At 69.2% G+C, this 22,970-nt stretch carries 17 protein-coding genes; 9 read left to right on the top strand and 8 right to left on the bottom strand.

The features are described from left to right. Together rarD and dinB are read left to right on the top strand one after the other, a co-directional pair. Entirely contained in the window at positions 1–906 is a 906-nt protein-coding gene (gene rarD / locus AC1Q7H_RS22345) for an EamA family transporter RarD (protein WP_492381715.1), read from the top strand. Between the two features lie 53 nt (positions 907–959). Beyond that, positions 960–2,039, top strand: coding sequence for a DNA polymerase IV (gene dinB, locus AC1Q7H_RS22340; protein WP_492381714.1), 1,080 nt, complete (start codon positions 960–962; stop codon positions 2,037–2,039). 74 nt (positions 2,040–2,113) lie between these two features. Here dinB and AC1Q7H_RS22335 read toward each other — a convergent pair whose 3' ends face one another. Beyond that, a complete protein-coding gene (locus AC1Q7H_RS22335) occupies positions 2,114–3,133 on the bottom strand; it encodes a DUF2272 domain-containing protein (protein ID WP_492381713.1) in 1,020 nt (339 codons plus the stop codon). A 239-nt stretch (positions 3,134–3,372) separates the two neighbouring features. Next, on the bottom strand, positions 3,373–3,651 hold the full coding sequence (locus AC1Q7H_RS22330) for an HU family DNA-binding protein (protein WP_012354324.1): 279 nt from the start codon (positions 3,649–3,651) through the stop codon (positions 3,373–3,375). A gap of 1,179 nt (positions 3,652–4,830) precedes the next feature. Here AC1Q7H_RS22330 and AC1Q7H_RS22325 point away from each other — a divergent pair. Beyond that, the gene (locus AC1Q7H_RS22325) at positions 4,831–5,346 is read left to right on the top strand and encodes an SET domain-containing protein (RefSeq protein WP_492381712.1); all 516 of its coding nucleotides are present in this window, start codon (positions 4,831–4,833) and stop codon (positions 5,344–5,346) included. Positions 5,347–5,389: 43 nt separating this feature from the next. Here AC1Q7H_RS22325 and AC1Q7H_RS22320 read toward each other — a convergent pair whose 3' ends face one another. The 4 genes from AC1Q7H_RS22320 to phhA form a co-directional block, all read right to left on the bottom strand. Further along, positions 5,390–7,087, bottom strand: a complete 1,698-nt coding sequence (locus tag AC1Q7H_RS22320) for a sensor histidine kinase N-terminal domain-containing protein (RefSeq protein ID WP_492381711.1) — start codon at positions 7,085–7,087, stop codon at positions 5,390–5,392. Positions 7,088–7,146: 59 nt separating this feature from the next. Then, entirely contained in the window at positions 7,147–7,851 is a 705-nt protein-coding gene (locus AC1Q7H_RS22315) for a response regulator transcription factor (protein ID WP_013958427.1), read from the bottom strand. Between the two features lie 143 nt (positions 7,852–7,994). Continuing rightward, complete coding sequence (locus AC1Q7H_RS22310) at positions 7,995–8,294, bottom strand: 4a-hydroxytetrahydrobiopterin dehydratase (protein WP_041228247.1); 300 nt, start codon at positions 8,292–8,294, stop codon at positions 7,995–7,997. Positions 8,295–8,443: 149 nt separating this feature from the next. Beyond that, complete coding sequence (phhA, locus tag AC1Q7H_RS22305; protein WP_013958425.1) at positions 8,444–9,373, bottom strand: phenylalanine 4-monooxygenase; 930 nt, start codon at positions 9,371–9,373, stop codon at positions 8,444–8,446. A gap of 169 nt (positions 9,374–9,542) precedes the next feature. Here phhA and AC1Q7H_RS22300 point away from each other — a divergent pair, with 169 nt between their 5' ends. The 4 genes from AC1Q7H_RS22300 to pbpC all read left to right on the top strand — a co-directional run bounded on the left by AC1Q7H_RS22300 (position 9,543) and on the right by pbpC (position 19,132). After that, complete coding sequence (locus AC1Q7H_RS22300) at positions 9,543–10,028, top strand: Lrp/AsnC family transcriptional regulator (protein WP_013958424.1); 486 nt, start codon at positions 9,543–9,545, stop codon at positions 10,026–10,028. A gap of 109 nt (positions 10,029–10,137) precedes the next feature. Next, on the top strand, positions 10,138–16,209 hold the full coding sequence (locus AC1Q7H_RS22295; protein ID WP_492381710.1) for an alpha-2-macroglobulin family protein: 6,072 nt from the start codon (positions 10,138–10,140) through the stop codon (positions 16,207–16,209). Then, positions 16,206–16,910 (top strand): lysoplasmalogenase, encoded by a 705-nt coding sequence (locus tag AC1Q7H_RS22290; RefSeq protein ID WP_211980442.1) that lies wholly within the window; start codon positions 16,206–16,208, stop codon positions 16,908–16,910. Before AC1Q7H_RS22295 ends, AC1Q7H_RS22290 begins: the two co-directional genes overlap by 4 nt. Then, positions 16,907–19,132: a penicillin-binding protein 1C gene (pbpC, locus tag AC1Q7H_RS22285; protein ID WP_249221215.1), complete on the top strand. Its 2,226-nt coding sequence runs from the start codon at positions 16,907–16,909 to the stop codon at positions 19,130–19,132. The genes AC1Q7H_RS22290 and pbpC overlap by 4 nt, the downstream gene beginning before the upstream one ends. Here pbpC and AC1Q7H_RS22280 read toward each other — a convergent pair. Beyond that, positions 19,122–20,045: a LysR family transcriptional regulator gene (locus tag AC1Q7H_RS22280; protein WP_041228246.1), complete on the bottom strand. Its 924-nt coding sequence runs from the start codon at positions 20,043–20,045 to the stop codon at positions 19,122–19,124. The two genes, pbpC and AC1Q7H_RS22280, sit on opposite strands and share 11 nt — an antisense overlap. Positions 20,046–20,145: 100 nt before the next feature. On the opposite strand from AC1Q7H_RS22280, the gene AC1Q7H_RS22275 reads away from it, so the two are divergent. Continuing rightward, positions 20,146–21,159 carry an aldo/keto reductase gene (locus AC1Q7H_RS22275; protein ID WP_211980441.1) on the top strand — a complete coding sequence of 338 codons (1,014 nt, stop codon included), beginning with the start codon at positions 20,146–20,148 and terminating at the stop codon, positions 21,157–21,159. A gap of 59 nt (positions 21,160–21,218) precedes the next feature. Further along, on the top strand, positions 21,219–22,172 hold the full coding sequence (locus tag AC1Q7H_RS22270; RefSeq protein ID WP_013958418.1) for a delta(1)-pyrroline-2-carboxylate reductase family protein: 954 nt from the start codon (positions 21,219–21,221) through the stop codon (positions 22,170–22,172). Here AC1Q7H_RS22270 and AC1Q7H_RS22265 read toward each other — a convergent pair whose 3' ends face one another. Continuing rightward, the gene (locus AC1Q7H_RS22265; protein WP_153956031.1) at positions 22,173–22,805 is read right to left on the bottom strand and encodes a TetR/AcrR family transcriptional regulator; all 633 of its coding nucleotides are present in this window, start codon (positions 22,803–22,805) and stop codon (positions 22,173–22,175) included. Between the last annotated feature and the right edge of the window lie 165 nt (positions 22,806–22,970).

The raw sequence follows: 22,970 nt of genomic DNA, 5'->3' as shown, positions 1-22,970 counted from the left end.
ATGCAACTCGGCATTCTCTACGCCCTCCTGGCCTACGTCATCTGGGGGCTGCTCCCGCTCTATATCAAATCGCTGCCCGGTATTGCGCCGCTGGAGATCCTGCTGCACCGGATGGTGTGGTCGCTGGTATTCCTGGGCCTGATCCTGACGTGGCGGCACCAGTGGGCGTGGCTCGGCCGGGTGCTCAAGGACCGGCGCCTGCTCCTGTCGTTCACCGCCAGCGCGGCGCTGCTGTGCGCCAACTGGTTCCTCTATATCTGGGCGGTGTCGGCTAACCGCGTGGTCGATGCCAGCCTGGGTTACTTCATCAACCCGCTGTTCAGCGTGCTGCTGGGCGTGGTGTTCCTGCACGAGCGGCTGCGCCTGCTGCAATGGCTGTCGATCGCGGTCGCCGCGGCCGGGGTGGCCTGGCTGACGGTGGCGGCAGGCCAGTTGCCGTGGATCGCCCTGGGGCTGGCGGCCAGCTTCGGCGGCTATGGCCTGCTGCGCAAGACCGGTGCGCTGGGTGCGCTGGAAGGGCTGTCGCTGGAGACGCTTTTGCTGTTCCCGCTGGCCGCGGCGGCGCTGGCCTGGCTGTTCGCCACCGGCCAGGACAGCTTTACCCACGCAGCGCCGGGTACGCAGTGGCTGCTGCTGCTGGCCGGGCCGGTGACGGCGGTGCCGCTGCTGTTCTTTGCCGCCGGCGCGCGGCGCATTCCGCTGTCGCTGCTGGGCCTGCTGCAGTACACCGGGCCGACGCTGCAGCTGCTGCTGGGCGTATGGCTGTGGAACGAACCGTTCCCGGTGCAGAAGCAGGTCGGCTACGCACTGATCTGGCTGTCGCTGGCCTTGTATGCGGCCGAGGGGCTATGGATGAATACGCGGCAGAAGCCCGCAGTCATCCAATCCATCAATGAAGCCAACTGAAAATCAAACGATTTCATTCATCGCACGGATAACCGATACGGTGCCTGGCCACCATGTCTGCCCCGCCTGATGCCACGCCCGCGGTCCAGCGCAAGATCATTCATTGCGACTGCGACTGTTTCTATGCCTCGGTCGAGATGCGCGACGAGCCGTCGCTGCGCGGCCGCCCGATGGCCGTGGGCGGCTCGCCCGACCGGCGCGGGGTGATTGCCACCTGCAACTATGAAGCGCGCGCCTTTGGCGTGCGTTCGGCGATGCCATCGGCACAGGCGCTCAAGCGTTGCCCGGACCTGCTGATCGTGCGCCCGGCAATGGACAAGTACCGCGAGGTCTCGCGCCAGATCTTCGCGATCTATCGCGAATACACCGCGCTGGTCGAACCGCTGTCGCTGGACGAGGCCTACCTGGATGTGAGCCTGTGCACCCGCCACGCCGGCAGCGCCACCCGCATCGCCGAGGAAATCCGCCAGCGTGTGCGCGATGAAGTGGGCGTGACGGTATCGGCCGGGGTGGGGCCGAGCAAGTTCGTGGCCAAGATCGCCAGCGACTGGAACAAGCCCGACGGGTTGTTCGTGGTCAAGCCGGCGGCGGTCGATGGCTTTGTCGCCGCGCTGCCGGTGGAGCGCATCCACGGCGTGGGCAAGGTCACCGCGGCCAAGCTGCGGCGCCTGGGTGCCGAGACCTGCGGCGACCTGCGGCCGTGGTCGCCGGACCGGCTGCACCGCGAGTTCGGTGTCTTCGGGGCGCGGCTCTACAAGCTGTGCCGCGGCGTCGACGAGCGCGAGGTCACGCCCGAGCGCGAGCGCAAGTCGATCAGCGTGGAAGAGACCTATGCCGACGACCTGCCCGACCTGCAGGCCTGCATGGCCGAGCTGGAACCGCTCGTCGCCATGCTCGAAGCCCGCATTGACCGGGCTCAGGCACATGACACCATCGACAAGCTGACCGTGAAGCTGCGCTTCTCTGACTTCCGCCAGACCACGGTGGAATGCCGCGGCCACGCGCCGGACCGCACCGTCTACGCGCGCCTGCTGGCCGAGGGCCATGCGCGCCGGGGCTTGCCGGTGCGGCTGCTGGGGGTGGGGGTAGGGACCAGCGACCGGGATACGTCGCAGCTGGAACTGTTTGACTGAGCGCAGGATTATTCCGGCGAATAATCAAATCACATGAAATCGTGATGCCTTGATAAATGGCATCAATAAACCAGCTATTGCAGGTCGTTGCGCATCACCAGCAGCCACGGCATATGCGAATTGGTGACGCCGTCGAGCCGGCCCGAATCGCCCAGCTCGATCTCCTCCATCGACACCGACTGCTGGACATTGCCGCCGATGGCACGCACCACGCGCGTGGCCGGATCCACGCCGACCACGATGTCGCAGTGCATGGGCGTGGTGCCGAAGCCGATTTCGGCGATGTCCTCGAGATAGCGGTCGCGCCCGCGCCCGGCGCAGATGATGTCGCCGGGCCGGGGCATGGCGGGGACGGGCTCGATATGGAAGGCCGGCCTGGGCAGGATGCCGTCGCGGGCATCGACCACGTACATCGAGTGCGACTGCCCGGTCAGGAACTGGCGCTCGTCCAGCCCCGCCTTGCGCAGCACCCATGAGATAAACACCGCCGACCAGGCCCAGGACCCCCGCGTCACCTGCCGGCAGCTGGGCGCTTCGCCGACGATGCCCCAGTAGCGGCGCGCCAGCGTGCAGCCCAGGGGCGTGGCTTCCATGCCGGTGCCGTCCGGAAAGGACAGGCAACTGGCAGCGGGTGGCGGGTTGCCGTTGGTTTTGGATTCGGTGTCGGTGGTGGCGGCAGCGGGTGCCCCGGCTGCCTCTGCGGGGGACGCTGGCTGGGCCTCCAGGATCCCTGGCAGTGGCGCAGGCAGCTCCGGTGCGGGCACCGGGCTGTAGGTGACGCAGGACGTGTCGTCCCGGCCCAGCCGCACCACCTGCCCGCCCCAGCGGGCCCATTCCTGCGTGGCGATTTCGACGATGCGTTCGCGCGGCGTGGCGCCCGGGCGCGTCTCCGGCCTTTCGGTGTCGGGCAGGGCGCGCGCCTGCGGCCGCACCGGCTCGCTGACGGTGGTGCAGGCAGTCAGCAATGCCAGCGCCACGGCAACGCAAGCCGCGCGCATGGTGCCCGCAGCCTGTGGAGAAAGCTGTGGAACCGGCTGTGGAAAGCGCTGTGCATAACGCTGTGGAGATCTGCGGCGCGGCGGACGGGCGAGCATGGAGGCCCCATGTGGCACGGCACCCGGTCCGGCCTGTCAAGGCCACGGCTGGGCGCCTGTTAGAAGACTTCGCGCGCGATCGCCCCGAAGGCGGATTCAGCGATGCGGCGGATACTGCAGAAGATCAGCTTACCGCTGTGGATAACGTCCCCCGCCTGGCGCTCGCCTGCGCCCTCGGGCACCGGGCGGCGGCATGGCGGGGTCTGACAATTCGGGCCCTGCAGTGCAGCCCGTCAGGCTCACTGGTTGACAGCGTCCTTGAACTTCTGGCCAGCCTTGAACTTCACGGTCTTGGCTGCTTCGACCTTGATTTCTTCGCCGGTACGCGGGTTGCGCGCCATGCGCTCGCCACGCTCGCCCTTGCTGAACGTGCCAAAGCCAATGAGGCTCAGCGTGTCGCCCTTGGCCACTGCGTCCATGATGGCCGACAGGGTCACGTTCAGTGCCTGTTCTGCCTTGGCCTTGGTCAGACCGTCCACCCCGGCTGCGATAGCGTCGATCAGTTCGGTTTTCGTCATGCTTCACTCCGTATCGAGTTGATAAAACACAGGCGTCCGCATGCCGGGCGGCCTGGCTGGCACCGCTTCGGCAAAGACGCCGCGGGCCACATGATACCGTGTCGGGCAAGGCGCACCGGGAACAGATTGTTACCTGGCAGTTTCCGCGAGGCCGCGCCAGGCTGGGCTTCGCGGCAAATCGACGCAGCCGGGCGCAGCCATGGCAAGTGGCGGAAGGTGACGAAAGGGCCCTAAGGTGACAGGGCAGGGCACCGGGGTTCGTGCAACGCGATTGAGGGCATGTGCCCTTGCCCATCCGTCGCCAGAGCCCCTCAGAGGCCCTCTGCGCACGCTCAGGCGTATTGGACAGGGCTGGAGAGCCAGCGTCGGCCAGAAGCGCTTGCAGGCGCTCTGGGAGCCTCGGATGCACGAACTGCACTATGTTGCATGTTGCCGGATCATGGGCCTGGCGGCGAACCGCGCGGCTATTCGGCGCATGCATGGCGCCTTGGGGATCGGTTACAGCCCGGCCCCAGATCCTGTCGCCAGCGTATACGCGCAAGCTGGTGTGATTGGGCGTATACGCCCGAGGTATACGCCCCCGATCAAACCCAAAACCACCAAGTCTCTCGCTATCGCGACGTTTACGGCCCCGGCCATTCGGATGAAGCCTTTCGGGGCCTTCCTTCTTTCGCTGACGTGCCTGGCTCGTTCTTTCGGTTTACCTTTTTCTTTCATGTATACAAATAGTAGTAGTAGGTAAACACCCGCCCCCGCTGTGGAAAACCGTGTAAACGTCTTTCGCTTCAAAGGTTTACGTAAACGAGAAGTGGTCGTATCCAATGTTGGCCGAGGTGGATGACTCAGCCCGATGGGCGAGGCCGGTGCCGAACCCCCTCCGACTTATGCCTGAGGCATCCCCATGCCAGCCCCAGGCAGCCCACATCCAATCCGCGTGCTTGTCCACAGTTCCGGGCGGGGTTATCCACATACGCGCAGGTAAACGCGCGTCGCGGCTGGGGTGTAAACGGGGTGCCGTATACCTGTCGGCTGCACCCAAAGGCGTATACGGTGAGGGCGCCGGAAAAAAGGACGTTACGTATACGTGTCACGGTTGCACCGGTATCATCCCCGATCGCGCCGGAACGGCCGGCACAGCGGGCCACTCAGGCACAACAGGCGACGAGCACGGAAAGGCAAATGGCGGACAAGGCAAAGCGCAAGGCAGCAGGCGAGGGCAGGAAGAAGACGGCGAGCGACCGGATCGAGGTGCGCCAGTCAGGCGTGCACGGCAAGGGCGTCTATGCGATCGGCCCGATTGCCGAAGGCGAACGCGTGATCGAGTACAAGGGCGAGCACATTTCGTGGAAGAAGGCGCTGGAGCGTCATCCGCACGATCCCAGCGATCCCAACCACACTTTCTACTTCAGCCTGGACGACGGCAGCGTGATCGACGCCAAGTACGGCGGCAACCGCGCGCGCTGGATCAACCATGCCTGCGAACCCAACTGCGAGGCGCGCGAGAAGAAGGGCCGCGTGTTTATCCACGCGCTGCGCGATATCGCCCAGGGCGAGGAACTGTTCTATGACTACGGCCTGGTCATTGACGCGCGCTATACGGCCAAGCTGAAGAAAGAGTTCGAGTGCCGCTGCGGCAGCCCGCAATGCCGCGGCACCATGCTGGCGCCGAAGGAAAAGAAGACGAAGGACAAGTAAAGCGCGCGTCTCGACCCGCGCCGCCGCCAGCGCAGCAGCGGGTTCAGGCCACCGATCCTGGCGGTTCGCAGGGGATCCGGATCACGAAGCGCATGGTCGGCCGCCGTTCCAGCGCACCGCCTGCCGCCGGTGCATCGCCAGCCGCACCCGGCACCGGCGGCACGTCCTCGATGCGGATGGTGCCCTGGTGCAGCGTCACGATCTCATGGACGATGGCCAGCCCCAGCCCGGCGCCGCCGCTGTGGGCCGCCCGCCCGCCGCCCGGCTCGGGGGCGCGGTCGCCGCGGAAGAAGCGCTTGAAGACTTCCTCGCGCCGCTGCGGCGGGATGCCGGGGCCGTTGTCTTCCACCATCACCACCGCCATGCCGCGGTGACCCATGGCCTCGCCGCCTGCGCGCACCGTGATGCGCCCGCCCGCGGGCACGTACTTCACCGCGTTGTCGATCAGGTTGGACAGAGCCTCGCGCATCAGCAGCCGGTTGCCGCGCACCACGGCGGGCGCGCTGCCGGTGAAGGTGGGGCCGGGCAGGATCTCGAAGCCCAGGTCGATGCGTTGCGCCAGCGCCTGCGGCACCCATTCGGCTCCGATCTCGAAGGCCAGCTCGGCCAGGTCGAAGTGTTCCACCGGTCCGAGACGCTCCAGCGACAGCCCGGGCTCGGCGCGCGCCAGCGACAGCAGCTGGTTGGACAGCCGCACCGCGCGGTCGGCGGCGGTCTGCACCTCGCGCAGCGCATGCCGGGCGACTTCCAGCGAATCGGCTTCCTGGGCCCGGTCGGCATGCAGCTTGACCGCGGTCAGCGGCGTGCGCAGCTGGTGCGCCGCATCGGCAATGAACTTGCGCTGCGCGTCGAGCGCGTCGCGCAGCCGCGCCAGCAGCGCATTAAGGCCGCGGATCAGCGGTGCCACCTCGGCCGGCACCTGGGTCTCGTCCAGCGCGGCGAGCGAACGGGCAGTCTGCCGGTTGAGCTTGTCGGCCAGGATCTGCAGCGGCACCAGCTCTTCCTTGAGCACGTGCGACAGGATCAGGCTGCCGACCAGCAGCAGCAGGATCAGTGGTACCGACACCGACAGCAGGATCTCGTTGGCGGCGGTCTCGCGCCGGTCCAGCAGCTCAGCCACTTCCACCACGATCGGCCCGCGCGCGGCTTTGCCGGCCTCGCTGGTGCCGAGTTCGTCGACCGCGGCGCTGGGCAGCATCACCGGCAGCCGCACCGCGCGCACCTGGCGGCCGCTGAACCAGGCGTAGAACAGGCGCGCATCGTGCAGCGTGGTCTGGCCGGTGCCGTAGCCCAGCCAAGTGTCCATGCCGCCGATCAGCCCGTCGGGGCCGTGGATGCGCCAGTAGATGCGGTCGGTGCCCTCGGCCTCGACGAGCGTCTGCGCGATCATCGGGATGTCCTGCTCCAGGCGCGGGCCGGCAATGCGGATCTGCTGGGCGATGTTGTTGGCCACGCCATACAGCGCGCGGTCGAACACCTGCGTGGTGTAATGCGCCGCCAGCCAGTACGACAGCGAGCCGCTGGTCAGAACCAGCGCAAACAACGGCGTGGCCAGTGCGCGCAGCAGGTGCGCGCGCAGGCTGATGTTGGAGCCGGGGCGGGAGGCCTGGCGCGTCGCCGCGGGCGCAGGGGTGGCGCCCGCGGCGTCAGCCGTGGCGGAAGATGGGGGCACGTTCCGCGTTGCGATGCGGGAGGCCGTGCGCCAGGAAATCCGGGAGGAGGTGCGGGAGCGAGGCCACATTGCCGGCTAGGCCGAAGGACAGGGCCGCGTGTCGGATAACCGCGGCGGCCGGAGCGGTTTCATTGTCCGGCGCGGATTTGCAGCAGGTAGCCGAAGCCGCGCACGGTGACGATCTCGACATCGCTGTCCTCGAGCTTCTTGCGCACGCGGTGCACATAGACCTCGATCGCGGTGTCGCCCACAGTATCGCCGCCTTCGCCGGCGGGGTGGGCAAAGGTGGCCAGGTGGTCCTGCAGCTGCGCCTTGCTGACCACGCGGCCCTGGCGCTGCAGCAGCAGTTCCAGCACCGCGAACTCGCGCGGCGACAGCTCCAGCGGGCGGGCGTCGATAAACATGCGGCGGTCGTTGCCCGACAGCCGCAGGCGCCCCAGGCGCACGTCGCGCTCGGGTGCGGCCTCGCCCTGCTGGCTGCGGCGCAGCAGCACGCGCACGCGGGCTTCCAGCTCGGGCAGGGCGAAGGGTTTGATCAGGTAATCGTCGGCGCCGGCGTTCAGCCCCGAGAGCTTGTCTTCCAGCTCGTCGCGCGCAGTCAGGATGATGACCGGGGTGGTGCGGTTGCGGGCGCGGTAGCGCGCCAGTAGGGTCATGCCGTCGATGCCGGGCAGGCCCAGGTCCAGGATGACCAGGTCGTGCTGCTCGCGCAGCAGATGTTCGGTGGCATAGACGCCGTCGTGGACGACGCGCACCTGGTGGCCGGCACGGGACAGGCCGGCTTCGACGCCGCTGGCAATCTGGCGGTCGTCCTCGATCAGCAGGATACGCATGGCGGCAGCTCGGGCAGGAAGTTGGGCATGGCTGGAGGGAAGGCCTCTTGGCGCACACGGAAGGCGCGGGCCTGCCGCAGATTGTACTAGGCGCAGGCGCCCGGTTCCTTACGGATTGCCTACAGCTGCCGCCGTGCCCGCGCTTAGTCGGTCACCGCGTCGGCGGCGCGCTCGATGAAGTGGGCCAGGTCGATGTCGCGCTGGGTCAGGCCGTTGGCATCGTGCGTGGACAGCGTGATGTCGACCCGGTTGTAGACGTTGAACCATTCCGGGTGGTGGTCGGCCTTCTCGGCCTGGATCGCCACGCGGGTCATGAAGCCGAAGGCGGCATTGAAGTCATGGAAGGTGAAGCGCTTGAAGATCGCGTCGCGGTCCTGGACGGTGGTCCAGCCGGGCAGGTCTGCCAGCAGCGTGGCACGGGCTTGCGGGGAAAGCGGAGTCATAGGGGGCTCGATCTGGTCGTAACGAAAACGAAGGCCGCAAATCAATGCGGAAAGCCGGCCCGCCCGCGCCGTGGCGGCGGGCATGCCGGCATTGTTTCACAAAGCGGCAAGCGGGGCAGGGAGCGCCGGGTTTGCCGGCGAGGGCCGGATCAGATGTCTTCGGTATCGGCCCAGCCTTCGCGGGTGCCGACATTGAGCACCTGGTCGCCCGGGGCTACGTCGCCCGCGCCAAGCGTCGGCTGCGCGCGCAGTTCTTCGTACAGCGGCGCAAAGTCCGGGCGGGTGGCGTCGAACAGCTGTTCGAAACTGTCGATCACGAAGTAGGTCTTCTGGAAGGTGTCGATGCGGTAGCGCGTGCGCATGATGCGGCGCACATCGAAGCCGATCCGGTTGGGGCTGGCCGAATCCAGGCTGTAGATCGACTCGCCCTGGCTCGACAGGATGCCCGCGCCGTAGATGCGCAGGCCCTGCGGGGTGCGGATCAGGCCGAATTCCACCGTGTACCAGTACAGCCGCGACAGCATGTCCAGCGCGCCCAGCCCGGCCGCCTTCAGGCCACCCTTGCCGTAGGCCTCCATATAGTCGGCAAAGACCGGGTTGATCAAGAGCGGCACATGGCCGAACACGTCGTGGAAGCAGTCCGGCTCCTGCAGGTAGTCCAGCTGCTCGGGCTTGCGCATCCACCAGCTGGCCGGGAAGCGGCGGTTGGCCAGGTGCTCGAAGAACACCTGGTCCGGCACCAGGCCGGGCACGGCCACGACTTGCCAGCCGGTGGCGCGCATCAGGGTTTCGTTGAGCTGGTCGAAATCGGGGACGCGGTCCTTGTCCATGCCCAGCGTGGCCAGGCCCTGCAGGAATTCATCGCTGACACGGCCCTGCAGCATCGCGGCCTGGCGCTCGTATAGCTTGCGCCAGATGGCGTGGTCGGTGCTGGTGTAGCGGTGCACCGGCTGGGCGATGGTGAAGTCCGGGCGCAGTTCCTGGCCGGACAGCAGGCCGGCGTCGAACTGTTCCTTGAGCTTGTCGGTCAGGGTGCCCTGGAAGGCGCCGGGGGCTTCGGTGGCCGTGGCGATGGACATGGTGCGCGTCTCCTTGTAATGCGTGCTTGCTGCATCGGCGGCAGCATGAATGCGGATTTACTGCGTAGTTTAGACAGCCGAGCGCGCAGAAAGGCCGCAAAATCCGCTTGTTTTGGTGTGGTGGCGCATATAATGTGCATCGTTCAAATAAAGAGTGCGGAATTTGTGTATGGCTGCCTCCGGCGTCTCCCTGGACCCCTTCGACCTCGCGCTGCTGGCCGTCCTGCAGGCCGACGGCCGCACCACTCACCAGCAACTGGCCGAACGCGTGCACCTGTCGCCCAGCCAGGTCGGGCGCCGGCTGGCGCGGCTGGAAGCCGACGGCGTCATCACCGGCTACCGCGTCAACCTGTCCTCGCAGGCGCTGGGCCTGGGGGTGATGGTCTTTATCAGCGTCAAGCTGGCCCACCATGCCGACACCATCATCGAACGCTTCCGCGAAGAGATCCTGTTGCTGGAAGAGGTGCAGGAGTGCTATTCGGTGGCCGGCGAGGCTGACTACCTGATCCGCGTGGTCGTACCAGACCTGCCCACGCTGGCTGAATTCACCATGAAGCGGCTGATGCGCGTGCCGGGTGTGGAAAGCGTGCGTTCGAATATCGTGCTGACCGCCATCAAATGCGACGGGCCCTTGCCGCTGTCGCACCTGCGCTAAAACTTTTCCTGCGGCGCGTTGCAGGTTTGCGTGCCGGTCTTGCGCTCCTGTGGCGTGCGTGTCACCCTCGCCGGGTGCCGCAAACGTGGCGGGAACGGAGGATGGCAGGATGAAGGGAATCGTCGCTCGAGCCGATCGGGGTCTTGGCAGGTTACCAATGCAATCGCATGCGCCGCGTGCAGTCCTGGCCCTGGTGGCCACGCTTGGAATCCTGGCAGCAGGCGGCGCGCAGGCCGCACAGGTGACGCGCTTCTCCCCCGAAGGCACGGTCGGGCAGGTCAGGCAGGTGGCGATCCGCTTCGACGAGGACATGGTGCCGATGGGCGACGTCCAGGCCACCGCTCCCGCGGCGGTTTCCTGCACCGGTGCCGGCACCGGCGGGCAGGCCCGCTGGATCGATGCGAAGAACTGGGTCTACGACTTTGCCAGCGACCTGCCGCCGGGCGTGCGCTGCACCGTGCGCATGCGTACCGGCCTGCGCAGCGTGGCCGGCACCGCCTATGCCGGCAAACCGGAGTACCGGTTCGAGACCGGCGGCCCGACGGTCGTGTCCAGCCGGCCTGCGGGCGGCGAGATCGAGGAAGACCAGGTCTTTGCGCTGCGCTTCAATGGCGCCGCCACCGCGGCCTCGGTGCGCGAACACGCCTGGTGCCAGGCGCAGGGGCTGGGCGAGCGCATCCCGGTGCGCTTGCTCGCCGGCAAGGAGCGCGATGCCGTGCTCGAAGCCATCCACTGGGAACGCATCGCCAAGCAGGCGCCAGATGCCGTGCACCTGCTTGCCTGCCAGCAGCGGCTGCCGGCCGCGGCGCGGGTGCAGCTGGTGCTGGGCGCGGGTATTGCCACGCCCTCCGGCGTGGCCACGCGCGATGAGCGCCGCTTTGACTACACCGTGCGCGAACCCTTCACCGCAAGCTTCAGCTGCGAGCGTGAACACGCGCAGTCGCCGTGCACGCCGCTGCGGCCGATGTCGGTCAGCTTCTCCTCGCCGGTGCCGCGCAAGCTGGCCGAGAGCGTGGTGCTGAAGACGCCGTCCGGCCCGCGTGCGCCGCAGTTCGATCCCGACCTGGCGCCGGACGCCAGCGTCAGCGCGCTGACCTTTGCCGCGCCGTTCGCGGAGAAGGCCCAGTTCACCATCGAAGTGCCGCGCAACCTGAAGGACGACAGCGGCCGCTCGCTGGCCAATGCCGACCTGTTCCCGCTCAAGGTGGCCACCGCATCGATGCCGCCGCTGGCCAAGTTTGCCGCGGCGCCGTTTGGCGTGGTGGAACGCTTCGGCGAGCTGCCGCGCGGCAAGGCGCCGGCCGACTACCCGCCGCTGCTGCCGGTGACGCTGCGCAACGTCGAGGCTGACCTCGCCGTGCGCGGCGTCCAGGCCAGGGCCGGCACCGTGATGAAGCTGCGCGTGGACGACGACACGGCCGTGATGCAATGGTTTGGCCTGGTGCGCCGCATGCATGAGGCCAGCTATACCCGGCCCGAGCTCGACGCCGTGCTGGCGGGCCGCTCGCCGTATCGCGTCAACAACCCGCGCAATGCGGTGTCGATCGAGACGCGCTCGGTGTCTCTGCTCGAGCGCGCCCCCGGCGTGCAGAAGCTGGCCGTGCCCAAGCCTTCGGGCGATGCGCCGCGGCCGTTCGAGGTGGTGGGCATCCCGCTGCCGGAACCGGGCTTCCATGTGGTGGAGATCGCCTCGCCGATGCTGGGCGAGTCGCTGCTGGGCAAGCGCGCGCCGATGTACGTGCGCACCGCGGCGCTGGTTACCAACCTGGGCGTGCATTTCAAGCTGGGCCGCAGTGCCGGCAATGAAGACGATGGCAGCCGCACCGGGCTGGCCTGGGTCACCGCGCTGGACGATGGCAAGCCGGTTGCCGATGCCGCCGTGGCGGTGCGCGACTGCAGCGGCCGCCTGCTGGGTGAAGGCCGTACCGACGCCAGCGGCGTGGTGCGCTTTGCCAGGCTGGCGGCCGCGCCCGAAGGCGCCTGCGACCAGAACGGGCTGTCGGGCTATTTCGTCTCTGCCCGCATCGGCGTCGGCCACCCGCAGGCACGCGGCAAGGCCGACATGGCCTTCGTGATGTCGGACTGGAACCGCGGCATCGAGAGCTGGCGCTTCAATGTGCCGACCGACACCAGCACCGCACCCACAGTGCGCGCCCACACCATCTTCGACCGCACGCTGCTGCGCGCCGGCGAGACCGTGTCGATGAAGCACCTGATCCGTGCCGAGACCGCGCAGGGCTTTGCCCTGCCGCCGGCCAGCCGTCCGCTGCCCACGCGCGTGGTGATCCGCCATGAAGGCAGCGGCCAGACCTACGAGCTGCCGCTGCAATGGCGCCATACGGCGACCGGCGGGCGCAGCGCGGAGAGCACCTTCCAGGTGCCGCCGGCGGCCAAACTGGGGGTCTACAGCGTGGAGCTGGAAACGCAGAAGGGCGAAGGCGCGCAGGACAATGGCGGCGCGCGCAGCTACACCAGCGGCAGTTTCCGGGTCGAGGCATTCCGCTTGCCGGTGCTGGCCGGCACGCTGCAGGTGGCTGGCAAGGCGGGGCCCGTGGTCGCGCCTGCCGAACTGCCGGTCGGCGTGGAGATCCACTACCTCTCCGGCGGCGGCGCGGCCGGGCTGCCCGTGCGCGTGTCCGCGCTGCTGCGCGACAAATACGTCAGCTTCCCCGGCTATGACGAGTTCTCGTTCAACCCGCCGCGCGCCCAGCGCGAAAGCGCCAGCGGCGACGAGGAGATGGATGAGGGCGAGCAGAGCGATGCCAGTGCCGACGGCCAGAAGCTGGTCGCCGACAAGCTGCCGGTGACGCTCGACAAGAACGGCAACGGCACTGTCACGCTGCGCAAGCTGCCCAAGACCGAAGCCCCGCGCGACCTGCTGCTCGAAGCCGGCTTTGCCGACCCCAACGGCGAGATCCAGACCCTGCGCCAGACCGTGCCGGTGTGGCCGGCGGCGGTGGTGGCCGGCATCCGCACCGATGGCTGGGTCTCGGTCAAGCAGAAGCTGGCCGTGCACGGCGTGGTGCTGGACGTCAACGGCAAGCCGGTGGCGGATGCGCCGGTCAAGATCAACGCGCGGGCACGCATCACCACCTCGGCGCGCAAGCGCGTGGTGGGCGGCTTCTACCGCTATGACAACCGCTCCGAGACGCGCGACCTCGGCACCGTGTGCGAGACCCGCACCGATGCGCAGGGCCGTGCGCGCTGCGACGTGGCGCTGGAGCAGGCCGGCCAGATCGAACTGGTGGCGAGCGCGCGCGACAAGGACGGGCGCACCGCGCAAGCGGCCTCGACGGTCTGGGTCACGCGCCAGGGCGAGCTCTGGTTCGGCGGCGAGAACCATGACCGCATCGACCTGCTGCCGGAGAAGAAGTCCTACGCGCCGGGCGAGACCGCGGTGTTCCAGGTGCGCATGCCGTTCCGCCACGCCACCGCGCTGGTGGCGGTGGAGCGCGAGGGCATCTACCAGACGCAGGTGGTCGAGTTGCACGGCAGCGATCCCACCGTGCGCGTGCAGGTGAAGCCGGAGTGGGGGCCCAACGTCTACGTGTCGGTGCTGGCCTTGCGTGGGCGCCTGCATGAGGTGCCCTGGTATTCGTTCTTCACCTGGGGCTGGCGCCAGCCGGGCGAGTGGTGGCGCGCGTTCCGCAGCGAGGGCCGCGAATACGCCGCGCCGACCGCGCTGGTAGACCTGTCCAAGCCGGCCTTCCGGCTGGGGCTGGCGGAGATCCGCGTCGGCAATGCGGGCCACCGGCTCGACGTTACCGTGACGCCGGACAAGGCCAGCTATCCGGTGCGCGGCAAGGCGCGCGTGGCGATCCAGGTGAAGCTGCCAGACGGCAAGCCTGCCGCCAACGGCGAAGTGGCGCTGGCCGCGGTGGACCAGGCGCTGCTGGAACTGATGCCCAACACCAGCTGGGACCTGCTCGATGCGATGCTGCAGCGGCGCGGCTACGGCGTGGAGACGTCGACCGCGCAGATGGAAATCATCGGGCGCCGCCACTACGGGCGCAAGGCGGTGCCGGCGGGCGGCGGCGGCGGCAAGAGCCCCACGCGCGAGCTGTTCGACACGCTGCTGGTATGGAACCCGCGCGTGCAGCTCGACGCGGAGGGCCGCGCCAGCATCGAGGTGCCGCTCAACGATTCGCTGACCAGCTTCCGCATCGTCGCGGTGGCGGACCTCGGCCTCGGCCGCTTCGGCACGGGCAGCGCCACCATCGCCGCCACGCAGGACCTGCAGGTGATTTCCGGCCTGCCGCTGCTGGTGCGCGAGGAGGACCGCTACCGCGCCATGTTCACGCTGCGCAATACCACCAGGCGCGCGATGACGGTGCAGGCCAGCGCGCGCGGCACGCTGCTCGGCAACGAGACCAGCCTGCCGGTGCAGACCGTGCAGATCCCTGCCGGCGAAGCGCGCGAGATCGGCTGGGACGTGACCGCGCCCGCGCTGCTGGCGTACTCGCGCAGCGGCACGGTGACGTGGGAAGTGCAGGCGAGCGAGCAGGGCACGGGTGGCGCGGCCGACCGCATCAAGGTGTCGCAGCAGATCGTGCCGGCCGTGCCGGTGACGGTGCAGCAGGCCACGCTGGCGCAGGTGTCGCCGTCGCTGTCGGTGCCAATTAAGGCGCCGCCGGGTGCCCTGGCGGATCCGGCGGGCAAGGTGCGCGGCGGGCTGCAGGTCAACTTCGAGTCGTCGCTGGCGGGCGGCATGCCGGGCGTGCGCGAGTGGTTCCGCAACTACCCGTTCACCTGCCTGGAGCAGCGCGCATCGAAAGCGATCGGCCTGAACGACACCGCCGCGTGGGACGCGCTGATGACGCAGCTGCCGTCCTATCTCGATGCCAACGGGCTGGCCTCGTACTTCCCGCTGAACGCCGACGGCGACTTCGGCAGCGAAGTGCTGACCGCCTACCTGCTGGCGGTCACCGACGAGGCCGCGCGCGCCGGGCTGGCGCTGCGCATCCCCGACGCGCAGCGCACGCAGATGGAGCGCGGGCTGACTGACTTCGTCGAAGGCCGCATCCGCCGCGACAGCTGGGCGCCGGTGGCCGGCACGCAGTACCTGGAAGCGCGCAAGCTGGCCGCGCTCGAGGCCCTGTCGCGCACCGGCCATGCGCAGGCGCGCATGCTGGGCTCGATCCAGATCCTGCCGGCGCAGTGGCCGACCTCTGCGCTGCTGGACTGGACCTTGCTGCTCACGCGCATGCAGGACATCCCGCAGCGCGAGCAACGCCTGGCCGAGGCGCAGCAGCTGCTGCGCTCGCGCCTGACGGTGCAGGGCACGCGCCTGGCGTTCTCCACCGAGCGCAACGACAACTGGTGGTGGATGATGGCCGGCGGCGACACCAATGCCGCGCGCCTGCTGGCGCTGGCGTCGGAACTGCCGGGCTGGAAGGAAGATGCGCCGCAACTGGCCACCGGGCTGCTGGGCCGGCAGGTGCATGGTGCCTGGGGCACCACCACTGCCAATGCCTGGGGCATGCTGGCAGTGACGCGCTTCTCGCAGGCGTTCGAGAAGACGCCGGTGGCGGGCACCACACGGGCGAGCCTGAGCAATGCGGCCGACGCCTCACGCAGTTTCGACTGGGCGCGCGCGCAGCGCACCGACGGCGTGGCCCAGGGCAGCATCGACCTGCCGTGGCCGACCGGAGCCGACGGCGGCACGCTGCAGGTGGAGCACGCCGGCGCCGGCCATCCGTGGGCCACGGTGCGGGCGCTGGCGGCGGTGCCGGTGACCGCGCCGCTGGCCGCGGGCTACCGCATCAAGCGCACCGTGACGCCGCAGGAGCAGGCGGTGAAGGGCAAGTGGTCGCGCGGCGATGTCTACCGAGTCAAGCTGGAGATCGATGCGCAGGCCGACATGACCTGGGTGGTGGTCAGCGATCCGGTGCCTGCCGGCGCCACCATCCTCGGCAGCGGCCTGGGCCGTGACTCCCAGATCGCCACGCGCGGCGAGCAGCGCAAGGGCGCGGCCTGGCCGGCCTACACCGAGCGCACGCCGCAAGCCTACCGCGAGTACTTCGGCTACCTGCCCAAAGGCACGGTATCGGTCGAATACACGGTGCGGCTGAACAACGCCGGCGACTTCGCGCTGCCGCCCACGCGCGTGGAAGCGATGTACGCGCCCGACGTGTTCGGCGTGGCGCCCAATGCGCGGCTGGCAGTGGGGGCGCGCCCATGAGCTGGCTGTCGATGATGATGCCGGCACGCGTGCGCGAGTGGTGGATCGCGGGCACGCTGGCCGGCATCATCTACGGCGCGCTGCTGGTGCAGGTGGCGATCGAGCTGCCTGACGGCGCGCCGCTGACCGGGCATATCGCCATGCAGCCCGCATGGAAGACCGCGATGGCGGTGCTGCTGGCACGCGCCGCGTGGTTCCACCGGCCGCTTGTGGAGCGCCGCTGGCTGGTCACGGCGCTGCTGTTCTCAGCCCTGGGCGACCTCCTGCTGGCGCTGCCGACGCTGACGTTTTCGTTCATGGGCGGGCTTGGCGCCTTCCTGCTGGCGCACCTGGCCTACCTGCGCGTGCTGGTGCCGCTGGCGGGCGACACGCGCCCGCACCGGCTGATTGCGTGCGGCGCCATGCTGGGCGTGGCAGGCACCATGCTGGGCCGCTTCTGGCCCAATATGGGCCCGCTGACGGTGCCGGTGGCGATATACGTGGGCGTGCTTGCGGCGATGGCCTGCAGCGCGCTGGTGGCGCGCCTGCCCACGCCGCTGGCGGCGCTGGGGGCGCTGTGCTTTGCCGCCTCGGACATGATGATCGGCATCGCGCGCTTCCTGGTGCCGTTCGAATCCTTCCAGCTTGGCATCTGGTGGACCTACGCCGCGGCGCAGGTGCTGCTGGTGGCGGGCATCGTGGCGGGACGCAGGCAGACATGAAGCAGCGCAGTATTCGCATGGTGCTGGTGACGGCGTTGATCTGGTCCGCACCGGCCATGGCCCTGCCGTCTTTCGAGCAGGTTCGTACCGACTGGCGCAGTGCCGACGTGGTGGTGCTGGACCGCCACGGCGACACCGTGGGGCGCGTGCGCGACGACTTCCGCGCGCGCCGCGGCGACTGGGTCGCGCTGGCCGATACCTCGCCCGCGCTGCGCACCGCCATCGTGCTGTCGGAGGACCGGCGCTTCTATGCCCACAGCGGGGTCGACTGGCACGGCGTGGCGGCCGCGGCCTGGGCCAACCTGTGGAACACGCGCACGCGCGGCGCCTCGACGCTGACCATGCAGCTGGCGGGCCTGCTCGATGAGGACCTGCGCCGGCCGGGCGTGCCGGGGCAGGGCCGCAGCTTCACGCAGAAGCTGGGGCAGGCCGCGGGCGCGGCGGCGCTGGAGCGTAGCTGGAGCAAGGACCAGATCCTGGAGGCCTACCTGAACCTGGTGCCGTTCCGCGGCGAGCTGGTGGGCCTGTCGGCGATGTCGCAGGTGCTGTTCGGCAAGTACCCGGAAGGGCTCAACGCGCGCGAATCGGCACTGGCGGTGGCGCTGGTGCGTGCGCCCAATGCCAAAGCCGCTCAGGTGGCAAGCCGCGCCTGCGGCATCCTGCGCGAGATGGGCCTGCCGCGCGAGTGCGATGGCCTGGAAGGCTTTGCGCAACTGGCGCTGCTGCGTACCGGGCCGGTGGCGCAGCGCGCCGCGGCGGCCGCGCCGTCGGCGGCGTCGCCGCAACTGGCACCGCACCTGGCACGGCGCCTGGTCAGCGAGGCGCGCTCGCAGCTGGCTGCGGGCGTACCCATGCCTGCGCGTATTACGTCCACGCTCGATGCCCGCCTGCAGCGCGCGGCTGCCACCAGCCTGGACCGGCACCTGCGCGAACTGGCCGGGCGCAATGTCGAGGACGGCGCGGTGGTGGTGATCGACAATGCCAGCGGCGACGTGCTGGCCTATGTGGGCTCGTCGGGCACGCTGTCAGGCGCCGCGCAGGTGGACCACGCGGCGGCGCTGCGGCAGGCGGGCTCGACGCTCAAGCCCTTGCTGTATGAGCAGGCGCTGGAAGAGAAGCGGCTGACGGCGGCCTCGCTGCTGGACGACCGGCCGGTGAACCTGCCGGTCGGCGGCGGGCTCTACGTGCCGCAGAACTACGATCACCGCTATGCCGGCTGGGTCAGCCTGCGCGCGGCGCTGGCCGCGTCGCTGAACGTGCCCGCGGTGCGTACGCTGGTGATGGTGACCCCGCACCGCTTCCACAAGCGGCTGGTGGCGCTTGGGCTGCCGCTGACCGAGGCCGGCGACTACTACGGGTTCAGCCTGGCGCTGGGCAGCGCCGATGTGTCGCTGCTGGCACTGACCAATGCGTACCGGGCCCTGGCCAATGGCGGGCGCTACGCGCCGCCACGGCTGCGGGAAGGGGCCGCGGCCGCATCGATGACAGCGGTGATGCAGCCAGGCGCGAGCTACGTGATCGCCGACATCCTGTCGGACCGCCATGCGCGCGCGCGCACCTTCGGCCTGGACAGCCCGCTCACCACGCGCTTCTGGACCGCGGTGAAGACCGGCACCAGCAAGGACATGCGCGACAACTGGTGCATCGGCTGGTCGCAGCATTACACCGTGGGCGTGTGGGTCGGCAATGCCAGCGGCGCCAGCATGCACGAGGTCTCGGGCGTATCGGGCGCAGCGCCGGTCTGGCACGACGTCATGGAAGCGCTGCACCGCGCGCGCGCCAGCCAGGCGCCCGCTATGCCCGCCGGCGTGCAGCGCGTAGCGCTGAGCTTCGACGACGGGCTGGAGCCAGCGCGCGATGAAGTCTTTCTGGCCGGCACCGCGATCCGGCGCGTCAGCGTGAGCGCACCCGCCGCGCGCCCGACCGCACCCGTGATCGCCAATCCTGCCGACGGCACCGTGTTTGCGCTGGACCCCGACATGCCGCCCGCGGCGCAGCGTGTCTGGTTCCATGCCGAGGGCGTGGCCGGCCAGACCGCGCGCACGGTCAGCTGGCGCATGGACGGCAAGCCGCTGGGGCGCGGCGGCGAGGTGGCATGGCTGCCGTGGCCGGGGCGGCACCAGGTGGAGCTGCTCGATGCGTCAGGCAAGGTGGTGGACCGCATCGGCATCGAAGTGCGCGGCGCATCAGTGCGCGCGCCTGTGCCTGCGGCTAGGCGCTGAGGCCGGCGCGCGCTTTCAGGAAATCGACGAATATGCGCAGCTTGGGCGGCATCAACACGCGGCCCGGGTAGTACAGGTAGAAGCCGTCGAACGGCGGCAGCCAGGCGTCGAGCACAGTGACCAGCCGGCCGCTGTCCAGCGCCGGCTGGATATGGACCGGGAATTCGTAGATCAGCCCCATGCCGTCGAGCGCCGCCTGATGCAGCAGGGTCTTGTCGTTGGCGATTAGCGCTGGGCGCGTGGCCACGGTAACGGTGCGGCCGTCCTCGACGAACTCCCAGCGATAGACGCTGCCGTGCGGGCCAAAGCGGTACTGCAGGCCGGCATGCGCGTGCAGGTCGCGCGGATGGCGCGGCGTGCCATGGCGGGCAAAGTAATCGGGCGAGGCGGCCACCACCATGCGCAGCGGGCCGGTGACGGGGATCGCGACCATGTCACGCTGCAAGGCTTCGCCCAGGCGCAGCCCCGCGTCAAAGCCTTCGGCCACCAGGTCGGCGAAACGGTCGTCGGTGATCACGTCGACGGTGATGGCGGGGCAGGCGCGCATGAAGTCGGCCAGCAGCGGCCGCAGCACCAGCGCGCCGGCGGTGGTCGGGGTGGTCAGCCGCAGCGTGCCGGCTGGCATGTCGCGCTGCTGGCGGATATCGTCGGTGGCGGCGCCGATTTCTGCCAGCGCCGGCTCCACGCGCGCCAGCAACGCGGCCCCGGCTTCGGTCAGGCCGACGCTGCGGGTGGTCCGCTGCAGCAGCCGCACGCCCACGCGCGCTTCCAGCTGGCGAATGGTCTGCGAGACCGCCGAGGGGCTGACCGCCAGCGCAGCCGCGGCGGCGGTAAAGCTGCCGAGCCGCGCCACGCGCGTGAACGCGGCCAGCGCGGGCAGGGAATCGATATCGATTGTGAAGTCTGGCTTCATGATACATGCAGCGTAGCACGCTGTTTCCGCGCGGGTCGAGTGCCCATACTTGCTCCATCCGATGCACCGCCGGTGCCCGACCGGCCAACAGGAGCCCTCGATGACCGCGAACGCCATTTCCACTCCATTCCGCCAGCTGGGCAAGACCGGTCCCAGCGTCTATCCGCTCGGCCTCGGCTGCATGGGCATGAGCGACTTCTATGGGGCGCATGACGACGCCGAGTCGATCCGCACCATCCATCACGCGCTGGAACGCGGCATCAACCTGCTCGACACCGCCGATATCTACGGCCCGCACACCAACGAGGCACTGGTGGGCCGCGCCATCGCCGGGCGGCGTGGCCAGGTCGTGCTGGCGACCAAGTTCGGCCTGGTGCGCGACCCGGCCAACCCGGCCACGCGCGGTGTCAATGGCCGCCCCGACTATGTGCGTGCCAGCTGCGAGGCTAGCCTGAAGCGGCTGGGCACGGACCATATCGACCTGTACTACCAGCATCGCGTGGATCCGGCGGTGCCGGTCGAAGAGACCGTGGGGGCCATGGCGGACCTGGTGAAGGCCGGCAAGGTACGCTGGCTGGGATTGTCCGAAGCCAGTGCCGCCACGCTTGAACGCGCCCACCAGGTGCACCCGATTACGGCGCTGCAGAGCGAGTATTCGCTGTGGACCCGCGACGCGGACGAGGACGGCATCCTTGCGGCCTGCGAGCGCCTGGGCATCGGCTTCGTGCCATACAGCCCGCTGGGCCGCGGCTTCCTGACCGGTGCGATCCGCAGCCCGGAGGATTTCGACGAGGACGACTTCCGCCGTACCAACCCGCGCTTCATGGGCGAGAATTTCGCGCGCAACCTGGCGCTAGTCGACAAAGTGCGCGCGCTGGCCGCGGACAAGGGCTGCACGCCGGCGCAGCTGGCGCTGGCCTGGGTGCTGGCGCGCGGGCCGCAGGTGGTGCCGATTCCCGGCACGCGCCGCATCGCCAACCTGGACGACAACCTCGGTGCGCTGGCGGTGCGGCTGGATGCGCAGGACCTGGCCGGCACCGACGCCGTATTCCCGGCCGGCGCAGCGGCGGGTACGCGCTATGCCGCACAGGTGATGGCGTTGCTGGCGCGCTGAAGCGCATGGCCGGGCATGCGCAATAATGGCGCTTCGCAACATCTTGCCGGAGCCAGAGCATGTCCCTCGTCCCCCTCGATGCCGCCAGCACGGCGGCGCGCCTGCCGTATCCCGAACTGGCGCAGGCCATCGCCGACATGCTGGCCGAGCTGCGCGACGGCACCGCCATGGCGCCGCCGCGCATTGCGCTGCCGGTGGGCGATGCGCAAGGTGGCGAAGGCACGCTGCTGGTGATGCCCGCGCGCAACCGCAGCCTGGTGATGACCAAGAACATCACCGTCCATCCCGGCAACCCGCAGCGCGGGCTGCCCAATATCCTCGGCGAGGTGGTGGTGGCCGACGCGCACACCGGCCAGCGCATCGCCATGCTCGACGGCCCCACGGTGACGGGACGGCGCACCGCGGCCGTGTCGCTGCTGGCGGCGCAATGTTTTGCCGCGCGCACGGACGGCGAGCTGCTGGTCGTCGGTGCCGGGGTGCAGGCATTGACGCACCTGGAGGCCTTCGTGGCCGGGCTGGGCGTGCGCAAGGTGTGGCTGCATTCGCGCACGCGCGACAAGGCCGAGGCGCTGGCTGCGCACGCGCGCACGCTGGGCGTGGAAGCACAGGTGGCCGAGTCGGCCGCGGCGGTATTGCCGCGTGTATCGATGGTGGTCACGGTCACGTCCAGCCGCAGCCCGGTGGTGCCGGACCTGGACAGCGGCCTCTGGCGCGACGATCACTTCATTGCCGCAGTCGGTGCGTTCCGGCCGGACATGTGCGAACTGCCGCCGGCGCTATGCCACGTGGCCGCGGATAGCGGCCGGCTGCTGGCCGATACCCTGTTCGGTATCGAGGACGAGGCCGGCGACCTGCTGCAGGCCGGCATCGACTGGGCCGACGTGCAGCCGTTCGAGACCGCGATCCTGCGGGCCGATGCCATCCGTGCGCGGGCTGGCAGCCCGCTGGTGTTCAAGAGCGTGGGCTACGCGCTGTGGGACCTGGCCGCTTGCGTGCTGGCCAGCCGCGGATGATTACTCGCCGCCGTCCCTGGCGCGCAGCCAGTCGCTGAACAGCTCGCGCGCCGGTGCCAGGAAGCCGGCGATCGGTTCGCTGCGGTCGCTGGCATACCAGTGGCAGTAGCAGCCGTGGATGGTCGCCACCATCAGGCGCGCCATCGGCGCGGGCAGCGGGCGCCCGGGTGAGGACAGCGCATCGACCAGGTCCTGCATATGCGCGTCCCAACTGCGGCGGATCTCCTCGCGCACGCTGGGCGGTACGCTGCCTGAGAACAGCAGGGCCAGCACGACACCCTTGGCTTCCGGATTGGCCGTGAAATAGTCGGCCACCCGGTCGAAGGCGTTTTCCAGCCGCCGCGCCGCGGTCTTGCCCCGGTGCGGCTCTGCGCCCAGCCCCTCGCCGATATCCCGGAACAAGCTGGTTGCGGCTTCCGCCAGCAGCATTTCCTTGCTGCCGAAATGCCACAGCAGGCTGCTCTTGGCCACGCCGGCCTCGGCGGAGATCTGGTCGAGGGTCACCTCGGCGTAGCCGTGCGCGCTGATCAACCCGCGCGTCACAGCAATGACGCGTTCGCGGGTTTCCAGACCGCGGCGGTTCTTGGTGACGGAGGCTGGAGGCTTTTGTGCGGCCGGGCGGGTCGGTGGCATGGGCGGGGGCGAAAGACAGGTGGTGCCGGCGGCAAATCAGGAATATTCGGGCCGGATGCCTATTTGACCAGGTGCGCGGCAAGCCTCGGCCTTTAGGCCGGGGAAGGATAGCGCGGACGCCGTCGGCGTCCTTTCGGCGGCTAATGCGGCGTCTGTTGTTGCTCA

The sequence above is a fragment of the Cupriavidus sp. GW823-FHT06D04 genome (assembly GCF_058795055.1).
Note: the sequence above shows the minus strand (reverse complement) of the source record. Positions and strands in the feature narration are given on the sequence as shown.